17 protein-coding genes are annotated in these 14,624 nt (G+C 47.9%); 15 read left to right on the plus strand and 2 right to left on the minus strand.

Annotated elements, in window-relative coordinates:
* Positions 1–62: 62 nt before the first annotated feature.
* Positions 63–668 (plus strand): bL17 family ribosomal protein, encoded by a 606-nt coding sequence (locus FYJ59_RS10110; RefSeq protein ID WP_154496748.1) that lies wholly within the window; start codon positions 63–65, stop codon positions 666–668.
* Between the two features lie 148 nt (positions 669–816).
* On the opposite strand, the gene FYJ59_RS10115 is transcribed toward FYJ59_RS10110, so the two are convergent.
* On the minus strand, positions 817–1,758 hold the full coding sequence (locus FYJ59_RS10115; RefSeq protein ID WP_235897997.1) for a M15 family metallopeptidase: 942 nt from the start codon (positions 1,756–1,758) through the stop codon (positions 817–819).
* A gap of 226 nt (positions 1,759–1,984) precedes the next feature.
* Here FYJ59_RS10115 and FYJ59_RS10120 point away from each other — a divergent pair, with 226 nt between their 5' ends.
* The 12 genes from FYJ59_RS10120 to FYJ59_RS10170 all read left to right on the plus strand — a co-directional run bounded on the left by FYJ59_RS10120 (position 1,985) and on the right by FYJ59_RS10170 (position 11,109).
* Positions 1,985–2,848 (plus strand): energy-coupling factor transporter ATPase, encoded by an 864-nt coding sequence (locus FYJ59_RS10120; RefSeq protein WP_154496753.1) that lies wholly within the window; start codon positions 1,985–1,987, stop codon positions 2,846–2,848.
* Between the two features lie 47 nt (positions 2,849–2,895).
* Positions 2,896–3,753 (plus strand): energy-coupling factor transporter ATPase, encoded by an 858-nt coding sequence (locus tag FYJ59_RS10125; protein WP_154496757.1) that lies wholly within the window; start codon positions 2,896–2,898, stop codon positions 3,751–3,753.
* 71 nt (positions 3,754–3,824) lie between these two features.
* Complete coding sequence (locus FYJ59_RS10130; RefSeq protein ID WP_154496759.1) at positions 3,825–4,634, plus strand: energy-coupling factor transporter transmembrane component T family protein; 810 nt, start codon at positions 3,825–3,827, stop codon at positions 4,632–4,634.
* Positions 4,635–4,689: 55 nt separating this feature from the next.
* Positions 4,690–5,469 (plus strand): tRNA pseudouridine(38-40) synthase TruA, encoded by a 780-nt coding sequence (truA, locus tag FYJ59_RS10135; protein ID WP_154496761.1) that lies wholly within the window; start codon positions 4,690–4,692, stop codon positions 5,467–5,469.
* A 281-nt stretch (positions 5,470–5,750) separates the two neighbouring features.
* The gene (rplM, locus tag FYJ59_RS10140; RefSeq protein WP_022154280.1) at positions 5,751–6,179 is read left to right on the plus strand and encodes a 50S ribosomal protein L13; all 429 of its coding nucleotides are present in this window, start codon (positions 5,751–5,753) and stop codon (positions 6,177–6,179) included.
* Positions 6,180–6,204: 25 nt separating this feature from the next.
* Positions 6,205–6,600 (plus strand): 30S ribosomal protein S9, encoded by a 396-nt coding sequence (gene rpsI, locus FYJ59_RS10145; RefSeq protein ID WP_022154279.1) that lies wholly within the window; start codon positions 6,205–6,207, stop codon positions 6,598–6,600.
* 67 nt (positions 6,601–6,667) lie between these two features.
* Positions 6,668–6,793, plus strand: coding sequence for a hypothetical protein (locus FYJ59_RS14235; RefSeq protein WP_268878538.1), 126 nt, complete (start codon positions 6,668–6,670; stop codon positions 6,791–6,793).
* Positions 6,780–8,132 (plus strand): MATE family efflux transporter, encoded by a 1,353-nt coding sequence (locus FYJ59_RS10150; RefSeq protein ID WP_154496763.1) that lies wholly within the window; start codon positions 6,780–6,782, stop codon positions 8,130–8,132. Before FYJ59_RS14235 ends, FYJ59_RS10150 begins: the two co-directional genes overlap by 14 nt.
* A 207-nt stretch (positions 8,133–8,339) precedes the next feature.
* The gene (locus FYJ59_RS10155; protein WP_154496765.1) at positions 8,340–8,987 is read left to right on the plus strand and encodes a non-canonical purine NTP pyrophosphatase; all 648 of its coding nucleotides are present in this window, start codon (positions 8,340–8,342) and stop codon (positions 8,985–8,987) included.
* Positions 8,988–9,034: 47 nt separating this feature from the next.
* Entirely contained in the window at positions 9,035–9,859 is an 825-nt protein-coding gene (locus FYJ59_RS10160; RefSeq protein WP_154496767.1) for a YhfC family intramembrane metalloprotease, read from the plus strand.
* 17 nt (positions 9,860–9,876) lie between these two features.
* Positions 9,877–10,719 carry an HD domain-containing protein gene (locus FYJ59_RS10165; protein WP_154496769.1) on the plus strand — a complete coding sequence of 281 codons (843 nt, stop codon included), beginning with the start codon at positions 9,877–9,879 and terminating at the stop codon, positions 10,717–10,719.
* 135 nt (positions 10,720–10,854) lie between these two features.
* Positions 10,855–11,109: a hypothetical protein gene (locus tag FYJ59_RS10170; protein ID WP_154496771.1), complete on the plus strand. Its 255-nt coding sequence runs from the start codon at positions 10,855–10,857 to the stop codon at positions 11,107–11,109.
* On the opposite strand, the gene ymfI is transcribed toward FYJ59_RS10170, so the two are convergent.
* On the minus strand, positions 11,084–11,818 hold the full coding sequence (gene ymfI, locus FYJ59_RS10175) for an elongation factor P 5-aminopentanone reductase (RefSeq protein ID WP_154496773.1): 735 nt from the start codon (positions 11,816–11,818) through the stop codon (positions 11,084–11,086). The two genes, FYJ59_RS10170 and ymfI, sit on opposite strands and share 26 nt — an antisense overlap.
* Positions 11,819–11,955: 137 nt before the next feature.
* On the opposite strand from ymfI, the gene trxB reads away from it, so the two are divergent.
* Both trxB and FYJ59_RS10185 read left to right on the plus strand, forming a co-directional pair.
* Entirely contained in the window at positions 11,956–12,879 is a 924-nt protein-coding gene (gene trxB / locus FYJ59_RS10180) for a thioredoxin-disulfide reductase (protein ID WP_154496776.1), read from the plus strand.
* A 275-nt stretch (positions 12,880–13,154) separates the two neighbouring features.
* Positions 13,155–14,339, plus strand: coding sequence for a C40 family peptidase (locus FYJ59_RS10185; protein WP_154496778.1), 1,185 nt, complete (start codon positions 13,155–13,157; stop codon positions 14,337–14,339).
* Positions 14,340–14,624 lie beyond the last annotated feature (285 nt).

Raw genomic sequence — 14,624 nt, forward strand, 5'->3', positions numbered from 1 at the left:
TTCGGTAAGTAAGTCCAAAGTGCATGGCCGGATGTACCATGAATGGAGAAAGGAAAATTATCATGGCAAAGTACAGAAAACTCGGCAGAACATCTGCACAGAGAAAGGCATTATTAAGAAATCAGGTAACTGCAGTGATCAACAACGGCAAGATCGTTACCACCGAAGCTAAGGCTAAGGAAGTACAGAAGATCGTTGATGGACTGATCGCTCTGGCAGTAAAAGAGAAGGATAACTTCGAAACTGTTAAAGTTACCACCAAGGTTGCCCGCAAGGACAAGGACGGCAAGCGCGTAAAGCAGATCGTTGACAAGGAGACCGGTAAGGTCCTGGCTGAGTCCCATCGCGATAAGGATGGCAAGCTGGTTAAGATCGAGAACGGTGTTACCGTTACTGTATACGACGAAGTTGAGAAGGAGATCAAAAAGGATCTGCCTACCAGATCTCATGCACGTCGTCAGATGCTGAAGGTTCTGAACCCTGTAGTTGAGGTTCCCACTGATGCAGCAGGCAAGAAAAAGAACACCAAGGAAGTTGACCTGGTTGCAAAGCTCTTCGATGAGTATGCTCCCAAGTATGCTACCCGTAAGGGTGGTTACACCAGAATCGTTAAGATCGGTCAGCGTAAGGGTGACGCAGCTATGACTGTTGTTCTGGAGTTAGTTTAATCCATAACTTATAAGCAGACATAAAAATAGCGCTTTCGGAAATGAGTTGGTTCATTTCCGGAGGCGCTTTTTGTGTATGCGAAGTATACAAATCGAGTAGGAGACAGTCTACTCGATTATTACAGGAAAATGATTGCTGACAAGCGGCTTACTCCACTACCTTCTGAAAATGCTGATAATCCTTGCAGGAGTTCCAGTGACCTCCCCAGGTGAAACCATGTTCCTTAAATAACTGATAGCACAGATCGTTTTCGTCAATTTTGTAGGGGAAGGAAGAGGTTCTGTCTGCATAGGCGGAAGCGTTTGCAGGAGATACCTTTTCGCTGCCATCCTTATTGTAAGTAATATAAGGATTATAAAAGGGATTGATATCGATCGCCAGCCCTAATGCATGCTTAGACAGGGAGGAAGTTCCTTCCACCGGGCGGTAGTTGAAGCAGGAGGTATTGTTATCCTCCATGGATGCGAGGTCATCCCCATCATATTCATCGATCAAAAGTACCTTTTCCAGCTGATATTCATTACAATACAGCTCGTAGAAGATTTCTGTCAGGTCCTGCGCGATCGCCTTGTTACAGATTAATTCCCCTTCTGCAGGATTTCCTTCAAAATTATAATGCCTTATATGTACATAGCGCAGATCGTCATAGCTGATTTCGACAGATTTCAACAGTGTTTCCGAAGAACTATCAGAGTTATTCACAGTGGCTGGATAAGAAACACCTGTTATGTATCTCTGTAATTTTTCGGATAACGGCTCATAATAGAAGCCGTCGGACAGCGTGATCCGCTGGTCGGTCAATAGCTCTCCGTTCAGGGAATAACCGGTCAAAACAGTAGTTTCTGCCATGGAAGATCCTTCCTGCAAGTTTTCTGTCGCATTTTCATTGGAATTGTCGACGACTGGTGTAGGCTCCGGGGTAGGTGACGGCTCTGCCGTCTGATAAGCCAGGGAAGGATTGTCCACCGCATAATCCTCCAGAGTGTAGGAACTGTGTTGGGATACCCTTAGCAGTCCTCCGGCCACGACAGTGATGAGCGCAAGGATACCCACCATCTTCCATATTTTATTGCGATCGATCGGATTCATAGAATGCCTCCTCGTTTTATTTTCTGAAATGTTCTGCAATAGAAAGATACAACCATAACTATAAAGGTTTTTGGAAAGCAGTACAAGAGATTTTGAAAAAGTCGGGTCAGTTCCCTGTTAAGTGTTGTAAATCTGTGCATAATCTAGTAAAATAGGAACGATATCTTGCAAAAGCAGAAGACAGCTGATTCTCCGGCACTAAGCGAATATGGAATGGAGATTATTTATGGAGATCATTAAAGCAAATAATGTAGTATATGAATATATTCGTCGGGATGAAGAGGGAAATGTGGAAGGGATCACAAGAGCAGTGAATGATGTTTCTCTTGATATAGAGCAGGGACAGTTCATAGCTATCCTCGGACATAACGGTTCCGGCAAGTCTACTCTGGCAAAGCATATGAATGCCATCTTAAATCCGACAGAGGGAACACTCTGGGTCGATGGTATGGACACGAAGGATGAGGACAACATCTGGAAGGTCCGTCAGACAGCCGGCATGGTGTTTCAGAATCCGGATAACCAGATCATAGGACAGGTAGTGGAAGAAGATGTGGGATTTGGTCCGGAGAACATGGGGATCCCCACGGAGGAGATCTGGCAGCGTGTGGAAGAGAGCCTACGTGCGGTAGGTATGTACGAATATCGAAAGTATTCCCCGAATAAGCTGTCCGGTGGGCAGAAGCAGAGAGTGTCTATTGCCGGAGTACTGGCCATGCATCCCAAATGCATTGTATTAGATGAGCCAACTGCCATGCTGGATCCCAGTGGACGTAAGGAAGTCATCCGTGCAGTCCGTGGATTGAATCAGGTGGAAGGCGTTACGCTGATCCTGATCACTCATTATATGGAAGAGATCATTCATGCGGACAAGGTATTTGTCATGGATAAGGGGAAAATTGCCATGCAGGGTACCCCCCGGGAAATCTTTTCACAGGTGGAGCAGCTGAAAAAGCTACGGCTGGATGTGCCGCAGGTAACGCTGTTATCGTATGAATTGCAGAAACGTGGAATTCCGCTGCCGGATGGCATATTGACAAGGGAAGAGCTGGTCAATGCACTGGGCTATGGAAAAACCGACAGGAAATAGTGGCGGGGATGGCAGCAAATGAAAGTACCCGGGAAAGGATCGAAAAAATGTCTATCATATTAGATCATGTGAATTATGTATACGGTGCAGATACACCGCTGGCAGTTCATGCCCTGAACGATGTCTGCCTGAAGATACCGGATGGACAGTTCATCGGTATCATCGGGCATACCGGTTCCGGTAAGTCCACGCTGATGCAGCATATGAACGGATTGATCCGTGCTACCGACGGACATATCTATTTTAACGGAGAAGATATCTACGACAAGGATTATGATATGAAGAAGCTCCGCAGCAAGGTAGGGTTGGTGTTCCAGTATCCGGAGCATCAGCTGTTTGAGATCGATGTATTCAGCGATGTCTGTTTCGGACCGAAGAATCTGGGACTGGATAAAAAAGAAGTGGAGCTTCGTGCATACGATGCTCTGAAAAAAGTAGGATTGCCGGATGAGCTTTTCTATCAATCACCCTTTGAACTGTCCGGTGGACAGAAGCGTCGTGTGGCGATCGCCGGAGTACTGGCAATGAAGCCGGAAGTGCTGATCCTGGATGAACCCACTGCCGGGCTGGATCCCAAGGGAAGAGATGAAATCTTACAGCAGATCAAAAAGCTGCAGACCGAGACAGGACTTACGATTCTGCTGGTATCCCACAGTATGGAGGATGTGGCGGAATACGTAGACCGTATTATTGTGATGAACAAGGGAAGCGTCATGTATGACGATACCCCGAGAGAAGTGTTCAAACATTACAAAGAATTGGAAGAAGTAGGACTGGCGGCACCGCAGGTCACCTATATCATGCATGATCTGCAAGCCAGAGGCGCAGATGTGGATGTGAATGTAACAACGATCGAGGAAGCAGCGGAAGAGATTGCCAGAGCCTGGAAATCGAAGAATACGTAAGAGAAGCATGAGGTAAGATGCGGGTTCCGACCCGGGAAGTGGAAGCGGGCGGAAACCCAGTAAGGAGCAATATGCTTAGAGATATTACATTAGGACAATATTATCAGACAGAATCCCTGATCCACAGGATGGATCCCAGAGTAAAGCTGGGAGGTACGATCCTGTTCATCATTTCTCTGTTTTTCTTTAAAAATTATGCAGGGTATGTGATTGCGGCACTTTTCCTGGGATTGGTGATCCGTCTGTCGAAGGTACCTTTTAAATTCATGGTAAAGGGAATGAAGACCATTGTTATGCTCATGCTGATCACAGTGGTGTTCAATCTCTTTCTGACACCGGGAACACCGTTACTCACAATCTGGAAGCTGACCATCACGCAGGAAGGTCTGAAGATGGCCATTTCCATGGCAATCCGCCTGACACTGCTGATTATTGGATCCTCTGTGATGACACTGACCACCACACCGAACAATCTGACGGACGGTATGGAGAAAATGATGGGACCCTTAAAAATATTCAAGGTGCCCGTACATGAAGTGGCCATGATGATGTCCATTGCACTTCGTTTTATTCCGATATTATTAGAAGAAACGGATAAGATCATGAAAGCACAGATCGCCAGAGGTGCGGATTTCGAGAGCGGCAATATATTCAAACGTGCCAAGGCAATGGTGCCCCTTTTAGTACCGCTGTTTATCTCCGCGTTTCGCAGAGCCAACGACCTTGCCATGGCAATGGAGGCCAGATGCTATAGAGGCGGAGAGGGCAGGACGAAGATGAAACCGCTGATCTATCATAAGAGAGATTACATTGCTTACGGCTGTATTGCCGCATATATGGTGATCAGCATTGTGGTAGGAAGGTTACCGTTTTTACCGTAAAAACAATCATAGGCATCAAAACAGAGAAAGCGGGTGAAATGCAGTGGAATCGGAAATGACAATAGAACAGCTGTCAAAGCAACCGGAAAAAGAGAAAAAGCGTGTCCGCCTGACTGTGGCGTACGACGGTACGAATTATCACGGCTGGCAGATCCAGAATAACGAGATCACCATCGAAAGCGAATTGAACCGGTGTCTGACTGATCTGTTGCGGGAGCCTGTTGAGGTCATCGGTGCCAGCCGTACAGATTCCGGTGTGCATGCACTGGGGAATATCGCTGTGTTTGACACGACCAGCCGGATGCCTGCGGAGAAAATTTCTTATGCACTGAACCAGAGACTTCCGGAGGATATCCGGATACAAAAGTCCGAACAGGTGCCGCAGGACTGGCATCCCCGCAGATGCGACAGCCGCAAGACCTATGAATACCGGATCTACCGGGCACAGTTCCCCATGCCGGTGAAACGTCTGTATTCGCTGTTTACTTATTATGAACTGGATGTGAACCGGATGCAGGAAGCTGCGGCTTATCTGGAGGGAGAACATGATTTCAAAAGCTTCTGCCAGACCGGTGCCCAGGTGGAATCCACCGTACGCACCATCTATTCCGTGGAAGTGGAAGAGCAGGGAGAAAATGATCTGGTGATCCGGGTCTGTGGTAATGGCTTCTTATATAATATGGTGAGGATCATTGCCGGAACCCTGTTAGATATCGGACAGGGCAAGCGGGACCCTATGGATATTTTCACGATCCTCGAGGCAAAAGACCGCAGTGCAGCGGGACCTACCGCACCGGCCCATGGACTGACGCTGATGAAATACGAGTTCCTGTGACAGTTCAGCATGCGTCATCTGCAAAGCCGCATTGTTACGTTTTACGGCTGAACTGTAAAAAGTTTTAAAATTATCTTGACACTAATTGCTTGGTGCCATATAATATATGACTGTGACAGTGTTTCAATATGCTGAGTCAAAGCCCCGACGAAGCATTGAAATAAAGTATTCAACCGTTTTGGGAAGAAGTAAAATGTAGCCGGACATCTGCAGATTACTATCAGACCGGAACACTGAAAAAGTCGATCAGGAATCGGCGAAAGTAATATGGAGGGAACACAATGAAAACATTTATGGCTAGTCCAGCTACAATCGATAGAAAATGGTATGTAGTAGACGCTACTGACATGACCTTAGGCCGCCTGGCATCTGAGGTTGCTAAAGTGCTGAGAGGCAAGAATAAGCCTATCTTCACTCCCCACATCGACTGCGGTGACAACGTTATCGTTATCAATGCTGAGAAGATCAAAGTAACCGGTAAGAAGATGGACCAGAAGGTATATTATCATCATTCCGATTACGTTGGTGGCTTAAAAGAAGCTACCTTGAGAGAAAAATTAGAAAAGAAGCCTGAGCAGGTAATCGAGCTTGCAGTTAAGGGCATGCTTCCCAAGGGACCTTTAGGAAGACAGATGTTCACCAAACTTCACGTATATGCAGGACCTGAGCACAAGCATGAAGCTCAGAAGCCTGAAGTACTGACATTCTAAAGGACTGAGAGGAGGAAAATAAATCATGGCTAAAACAGAAAGATACTACGGAACCGGTAGAAGAAAGAAATCCATCGCCAGAGTATATTTAGTACCCGGTAATGGTAATATTACAATCAATAAGAGAAGCATTGATGAGTACTTCGGTCTGGAGACTCTGAAGGTTATCGTTCGTCAGCCTCTGGCAGCTACTGAGACTGCTGAGAAGTTCGACGTTCTGGTTAACGTTCGCGGTGGCGGATACACCGGCCAGGCTGGTGCGATCAGACACGGTATTTCCAGAGCTCTGCTTCAGGTAGACGGTGATTTCAGACCCGTTCTGAAGAAGGCTGGATTCCTTACCAGAGACCCTCGTATGAAGGAAAGAAAGAAGTACGGTCTGAAGGCTGCTCGTCGCGCACCTCAGTTCTCAAAGAGATAATTCAAGCGAATATCGAAAAAAGAACAAAAACCCCGAAAATCCAGTATTTTCGGGGGTTTCTTTATATTTGGTAAAGGTGAAGAATACAGCAGCTTCCGGAAAAGAGGCGGATAAGATGCAGATGAACGAGTTGAAGAAGCCATGGAAGAATGCTGAAGGAACTGTGGAGGAATATGATCATGTCAAAAGATGAGTATTTGATTACCGATGCACCGCTGAAAGCGCTGACGGTTTTTGCAATGCCGATGATTCTCGGCAGTTTTTTTCAACAGGTATACAATATGGCTGACTCCATTATCGTCGGTCAGTTTGTGGGTTCCTCTGCACTGGCAGCGGTTGGTGCCTGTGCAGCCCTGACGAATGTTTTCATTTGTGTGGCACTGGGTGCCGGTGTCGGTGCCGGTGTGCTTGTAAGTCGCTATTTCGGCGCAAAAGAGTATGGCAAAATGAAAACCATTGTGTCTACGTCGCTGATCAGCTTTTTACTTCTGAGTATCCTCCTTGGTATCTTTGGCTTTTGCTTTTCCCATGCGATGATGAGCGGGTTACAGACCCCTGCCGATATTCTGGACGAAGCGGTACTGTACTTGCGGGTCTATTTTGTGGGCTTTCCGTTTTTGTTCATGTACAATATTCTCTCCACCATGTTCACTTCCATCGGTGAATCAAAAATTCCGTTGGGGCTGCTGATCTTTTCATCCATCCTGAATATTGTGATGGATCTTTGGATGGTAGCCGTTCTGGGGCTTGGTGTATTCGGCGCGGCGCTTGCAACCCTGATTGCCCAGGGAATTTCCGCTGTTTTTTCACTTTTGATTTTCTTATACCGGATGCGGCGATACCAAAGCCCGTTTCAGTGGTTTGACGGGCGCAAGCTGCGCTCGATGCTTCGGATCGCAGTGCCCTCGGTCCTGCAGCAGTCTACCGTGTCGATCGGTATGATGATTGTACAGGCAGTGGTAAATCCCTTCGGCACACAGGCACTTGCAGGATATGCGGCGACGATGCGGGTGGAGAATGTTTTTTCCCTGATCTTCGTGTCCATCGGTAATGCAGTTTCGCCGTATGTTTCCCAAAACCTTGGGGCAGGCAAAACCGAGCGTATCAAAAAAGGTTATCATGCGGCATTGGTGTTGGACGTGTGTTTTGCGGCGCTTGCCTTCCTTGTCATTGAAACACTGCACACGCAGATTTCTTCGCTATTTCTTGGAAAAGACGGAACAGCGCTGGCTTATCAGGTGTCCGGAGATTATATGAGATGGCTTGGTTACTTCTTTATCTTTATGGGAATTAAAATGGCAACCGATGGAGTTCTTCGCGGACTTGGCATCATGCGACCATTCCTCATTGCCAATATGGTAAACCTTGCGATCCGCTTGTCTGTGGCTTTGATCTGTGCACCGCGTTTTGGCATCGACTTTGTCTGGCTTGCCGTTCCGGCCGGCTGGCTTGCTAACTTTCTGGTTTCCTATGCGGCACTCAGAAAATCCTGGCCGGGTGAGAAAGTGGAGCCATCTCGAATATTTTTATAATCCTTGAAATTGTCCCTGAAATATGCCATCATTAGTCCATGGGATGCAAAAGCATAAAAGAGTTAGAAAGAGCAGGTATCATATATGAAAAAGAAGATCATTGTTGCAGTAGTGGTAGTTGTTGTGATTTTGGCGGCGATCGCGATTATCTCTGTCCTGGCACAGACACCGCGCTGATCTGACCGGAAAGGAAGCAGGACAACGCTTATGAAACTGTTATACGGTACCGGCAATCCGGCAAAGGCAGCTGCCATGCAGAACCGCATAGCCGGACTTGGCATTGAACTGATCAGTCTGCAGGATCTGCAGGCACAAGGGGTGGAGATCCCCGATGTCCCGGAGACAGGCAATACACCTCTGGAGAATGCCAGGCAGAAAGCGCATGCTTATTATGAAGCTTTTCGTATGCCTGTATTTTCCTGTGATTCCGGGTTGTATTTTGAAGATGTCCCGGAGGTGGTCCAGCCCGGGGTACATGTGCGTACGGTGAACGGTGTGTGTCTGACGGATGAGCAGATGCTGGAGCACTATATCGGACTGGTAAAACGCTATGGCAGGCTTACGGCAAAATACCGCAATGCCATCTGCTATGTGCAGGATGAGGAACATGTATATGAGGCGATGGAGCCTGACATGGAAAGTGAGAAATTCTGGCTGGCGGATGTACCTCACAGCAGCATCCGCAGAGAGGGTTTTCCGCTGGACAGCATTTCCCTGGATCCCGGAACCGGAAAATATTTCTATGATCTGCCTGAGACAGCGGTTGACCGGGTGGCGGTAGAGGAAGGATTTCTTACCTTTTTCCGGAGGATCTTACAAGAGGGAACGGTGAATATAAACGGCAGCAGATGGTGAAATAACAAGTGTGCAGAGCGTCCCGCGGCGCTCGGATAGGAGAGTATATGACAGTAACAAATGCAGTGGAAACAACAATGATCTGGGGAACCGTAAGCGGTGCAAGCATGGTGGGGATGGTGATATCTCTGCTATTATCCGTGGGGTTACCCATATTTTTAGGTATCTTTATCTATAAGAAGACAAAGGCATGGGTGCCGGCGTTCTTCATCGGTTGTGGAATTTTCGTGGGCTTTGCCATGATCTTAGAGCAGATCTGTCATGCCATCGTGCTGACGGTGACCGGAAGCGTGATCCGGGACAATATCTGGCTGTATGCGATTTACGGTGGGCTTGCAGCAGCACTTTTTGAGGAGTGTGGCCGTTGGATCGCTATGACATTCTGCCTGAAAAAACATCTTACCCGGGAAAATGCGTTGATGTACGGCGCCGGACATGGCGGCATTGAAGCTTTTCTGATCCTTGGTATGTCTTCTATGAGCAATCTCCTTACCGCAGCCATGATCAACGGTGGTCTGATGGAGAAGACTATGACGGCATTGGAGCCCGCACAGCAGGAGGTAACCTACCATCAGCTCTCTGTTCTCTGGACCACACCGGCTTACCAGTTCTATCTCGCACCGGTGGAGCGGATCAGTGCGATCGCTCTGCAGATCGCGTTGTCGATTCTTGTATACAGTGCGGTGAAGACAGGCAGAAAGCTGCATTTGGCAGCAGCCTTCGGACTACATTTTGCAGTGGACTTCTTAACTGTGGTATGTGCTTCTGCGATTCCCACCTGGGCACTGGAACTGGGGTTGTTAGTGATAGTGGCTGCAATCTGCGTGGCGGTATACAAACTGATCTATGTGCAGGCAGCAGAAGAAAAATAAGATAAGAGGCAGCAGAAATGAAGATCAACAGAGAAAAAGCACTGGTGGCATTTAAGGAATACACGGACCGTTATGACAGTAGCCGGGACATGATCCGCCTGAAAATAGAACACACTTACCGTGTCTGCGGACTGTGCCGGCAGATTGCAAGATCCCTTGACCTTCCGGAGGAGGACGTGGATATTGCGTGGCTGACCGGACTGCTTCATGATGTGGGACGGTTCGAACAGCAGCGGGTATACGGAACCTTTATCGATGCAGATTCCATCGACCATGCGAAGTATGGAGCACGCATCCTGTTTGGACGCACCTGGGAGCAGAAAACAGGACTGGCATCGGGAGGCGAAGAGAGTCTGCCCGATGGAATTCAGGCAGATGCCGGGATAAACATTCGGGATTTCGTGGAGGATGCATCCGAAGACGAACTGCTGTGGACTGCAGTATTTTATCACAGTGCCTACCGGATCCCGGAGGGACTGGATAAGCGGACGGCAATGTTCTGCCATATTTTACGGGATGCGGATAAGATTGATATTCTGAAAGTTAATGTGGAATTCCCTCTGGAGGAAATCTACAATGTGGACACCGAGGTATTATATCAGGAGGAAGTGACACCGGAAGTACTGCAGAGCTTTGATGAGGAGCATGCCGTACTGCGTTCCCTGAAAAAAACGGCGGTGGATAACGTGGTGGGACACATTTCCCTGGTGTACGAGCTGGTCTATCCGGAGAGCTGCCGCATTGTGAAGCAGCAAGGGTATCTGGATCAGCTGATGAATTTTGAATCACGGAATCCTCATACGAGAAAGCAGTTCGAGCATATCAGAGAGCATATGGGAAAATATCTTGCAGCTAAATAAGTCAGATCCGGCAGAAACTAAAATAAGAATCTCATAGATGATGGGAATACCGTTGTCTGTGAGATTTTTGTATAGTGGGAATTTTCCTGCACAGACTAAATAAGACACATCAATTGTCTGTGAAAGGAGATTAGTATGGATGGATTAACAGCCGGAAGCGGCGGCACAAAAGCGTTTCCCCTGAATGAACTGCCGATAGGATTCGGTATGGCACTGGCAATGAACGAACAGGCGATGCAGGGTTATGCGGCGCTGACAGAGACGGAGAAGGAGCATTTGATCCTCCGGTGCCGGGATGCCGGATCCAAAGAAGAGATGGAGCGGATCGTGGCATCACTGGTGCCGGGAGAATCGGCGGAGAGCGTTATTGCCAGCCTCCGTCAAGAGTAAGGATCTGCCCGGTGAGATAGGTCGGTGCCTGGATGAGCTGGAGGACAAGCTGCCCCACTTCCTCCGGCTGTCCCAGACGGTCAGCGGGGATCTCTTTCCGGAGAGTGTCCATTTCCTCGGGGGAGAAGCAGTGGTTCATGGCAGTGTCAATGACGCCGCAGGAGATGGCGTTGACCTGGATATTGCTGGGTGCCAGCTCCTTGGCGAGAGCTTTGGTGAAGCTGTTTACGCCGCCCTTGGAAGCGGAGTAAGCGACTTCCATGGAAGCCCCAACGTTTCCCCATACGGAGGAGATATTGATGATACATCCGCTGTGCTTTTGCAGCATCAGAGGAATTGCCAGTCGGCTGGTGTAGAAACAGGAGCTTAAGTTCGTATTGATAATATGCTGCCATTCATCAACGCTCATATCCGTGAGCAGACCGATGTAGGAGATTCCGGCATTATTGACCAGAACATCCAGATGATCCAGGGAAGCAAATATTTTTTCAATTGCAGAGGGATCTGATGCATCCGCAGTAACGGCGGTGCAGGTGATGCCGTATTTTTCTTCTAAAGAGGCGGCTGCTTCCTGAAGTTCGGGGAGGGTATGACAGCAGGTGAGGATCAGGTCGTACCCGGCACCTGCCAGAGCTTCCGCAATGGCTCTGCCGATGCCCCGGGAAGCGCCGGTGACCATGGCTAACGGTGCATTTTTCGTTATATTCATTAGAAAATGTCCTTTCTGGATTTGTGATGCCCCGGTGCGCAAAGCTGCCCCGGAACAGGAACATATAAGGAGTGTAGCACAGATGGGCTTGCTTTTCCATAGGGGAACTGCTACACTGGACAAAAGGAGAGAAAATTATGTACGATTTGATCATTATCGGTTCCGGTCCCGCAGGTCTGTCCGCAGCAGTCTACGGAAAGCGTGCGGGGCTGAACCTTCTTATTATAGAAGAAAAGCCCATGAGCGGCGGACAGATTCTCAATACCTATGAAGTGGATAACTATCTCGGACTTCCCGGGATCAGTGGTTTCGATATGGGGATGACTTTCAGACAGCATGCAGAAAAGCTGGGAGCGGAATTTTTAGAAGCCACGGTGCACAGTGTGGAAGAACGTGGCGACTATAAATGCGTCTATGCGGGAGATCAGGAACTGGAGACCCGTACGGTGATTTTTGCCACCGGTGCGGAGCATGCGAAGCTTGGTGTGCCCGGTGAGGAAGAATTAAACGGCATGGGTGTGTCCTACTGCGCTACCTGCGACGGAGCCTTTTTCCGGGGCAGAACGGTGGCTGTGGTCGGCGGCGGAGACGTGGCGCTGGAGGATGCCATCTACCTGGCGAGAACCTGTGAAAAGGTGTATCTGATCCACAGAAGAGACAGTCTGCGGGGGGCCATGGTATTGCAGGAGGAATTAAAGAGCCTTCCCAACGTGGAGATCCTTTATGACCATGTGGTCACGGAGATCTGCGGTGAGGATATGGTGGAAAAGCTGCGTATTAAAAACGTGAAGACGGAAGAAGAGAAGGATCTGGAAGCAGCAGGCATCTTTATCGCTGTAGGTATCCATCCCAACACGGAATTACTGCAGAGCCTGGTGACAGTCGGTGAGGATGGTTATATTCCGGCAGGTGAGACCGGAGAGACTGACAGAGCAGGTATCTATGTGGCGGGTGATATCCGTAAGAAACCTCTGCGCCAGGTCGTAACGGCAGTGGCGGATGGTGCTAATGCTGCGGTCAGCGCCGGGAACTATTGCAATAGTTTTCGTAAACAGTCATAAATCAGTAATACAAACCTTAAAAAAATTTAAAGAAAAGCGAAGAATTTTAGAAGAAAAGAGTCACCCATGTGGTGGCTCTTTTTACGTAAAAATGCTGCGAACCCGCATGAAATGGGGATTTTTGGAGACTTTGACAATTAATTCACTATATTGACAAATGGGATTTTGCGTGATATATTTGTTAACAGATGTAACAAATTCGTAACAAATGATTTGAAAATTTAAAGAAATAAGTTAAGAAATTAAGACAGCTCCAAGAGTTTCAGGAGGATAGAATGGTTCGTAAATCTGTAAAAATTACCGTGTGTACCATGGCAGCGGTTATGGCTTTTTCCGGAATGAATATTACCGCAGATGCAGCAGCATCTTCATCGGTACTTCCCAGCGGCGGTATTGAGCTGACCCTGGCAAAGGGCAACAAGTTAGAGAGCCTGTCTGCCGGTACGAACAATAGCAAGCAGATCGAAAGCATTATCGAGACCGTGATCCGTGATGATCAGATGGACACCACCCCGGAAGCATCCGAGGAAGAGACTTTCAAGAATCTGGTAATCGCACAGGTAAATGATTATGTAAATGTAAGAAGCATGCCCAGTGAGCAGGGTGAGATCGTCGGTAAGTTATATGACGATTCCGTAGGTCTCTTCATCTCCGAAGAGAACGGCTGGTATCAGATCTCTTCCGGTTCCGTAACCGGTTATGTAAAAGCCGAGTACTGTGTGACCGGCGATGAAGCAGTAGAGCTTGCCAAAAAGGTAGGTACAAGATTGGCGACCGTTAACACCACAACCTTAAAAGTACGTACCGAACCTTCTTTAGAGGCTTCTGTATTAGGTCTGGTTCCCTTAGAGGATGACCTGGTAGTATCCGATGAGACCGATGGCTGGGTACAGGTAGATACCGAAGAAGGTCTTGGATGGGTCTCCACAGAATTTGTTTCTCTTCATACGGAGTTCGTTGAAGCGGAATCCAAGGAGGAGGAAGAAAAGCGTCTGGCTAAGGAGAAGCAAGAGAGAGAAAGAGCCCGCGCCGCAGCGGCAGCGAAGGCAGCGGGAAGCAGTAAGAGTTCTTCCGGTAGTGCCCCCGCAGTTACCTATACAGCCAGCGGAGACAGCGAGATGGGTACTGCAGTTGCCAACTATGCATTACAGTTCGTTGGTAATCCTTATGTATACGGCGGATCCAGCCTGACTAACGGTACCGACTGTTCCGGATTTGTAATGAGTGTATATGCGAACTTCGGTGTAAGCCTTCCTCATTCCTCTTCCGCAGACCGCAGCCAGGGTGCAGCAGTTGACGGACTGGCTAATGCACAGGCAGGAGACCTGATCTGTTATTCCGGTCATGTAGCACTGTATATCGGTAATGGTCAGATCGTTCATGCATCTACCGCCAAGACCGGTATTATCGTTTCAAATGCTGATTATAAGAAGGTACTGGCAGTTCGACGGATATTCTAATCGTAACAATAAAACTAAGGCACTGTGTGAAAATACACAGTGCCTTTTTTGTATGTATGCCCAAAGTGCGCTAATGGGATAAAACATATAGAGTTGTACACTGAATTGTGCAATTTGTCAAAATATTATTACGCGATGAAAAAAGGATTGACAAAACAAAACTATACAAAGTATACAAAAAAACATACAGATGCGTAATAACGATAAAATAACAGCAAAAATACATAGAAAGTTATCCACATTGAAAAAGCCCTAAAATAGGATAAAAGTTACTTATACACCAAG

Source organism: Waltera intestinalis (assembly GCF_009695995.1).
GTDB classification, from domain to species: domain Bacteria; phylum Bacillota; class Clostridia; order Lachnospirales; family Lachnospiraceae; genus Acetatifactor; species Acetatifactor intestinalis.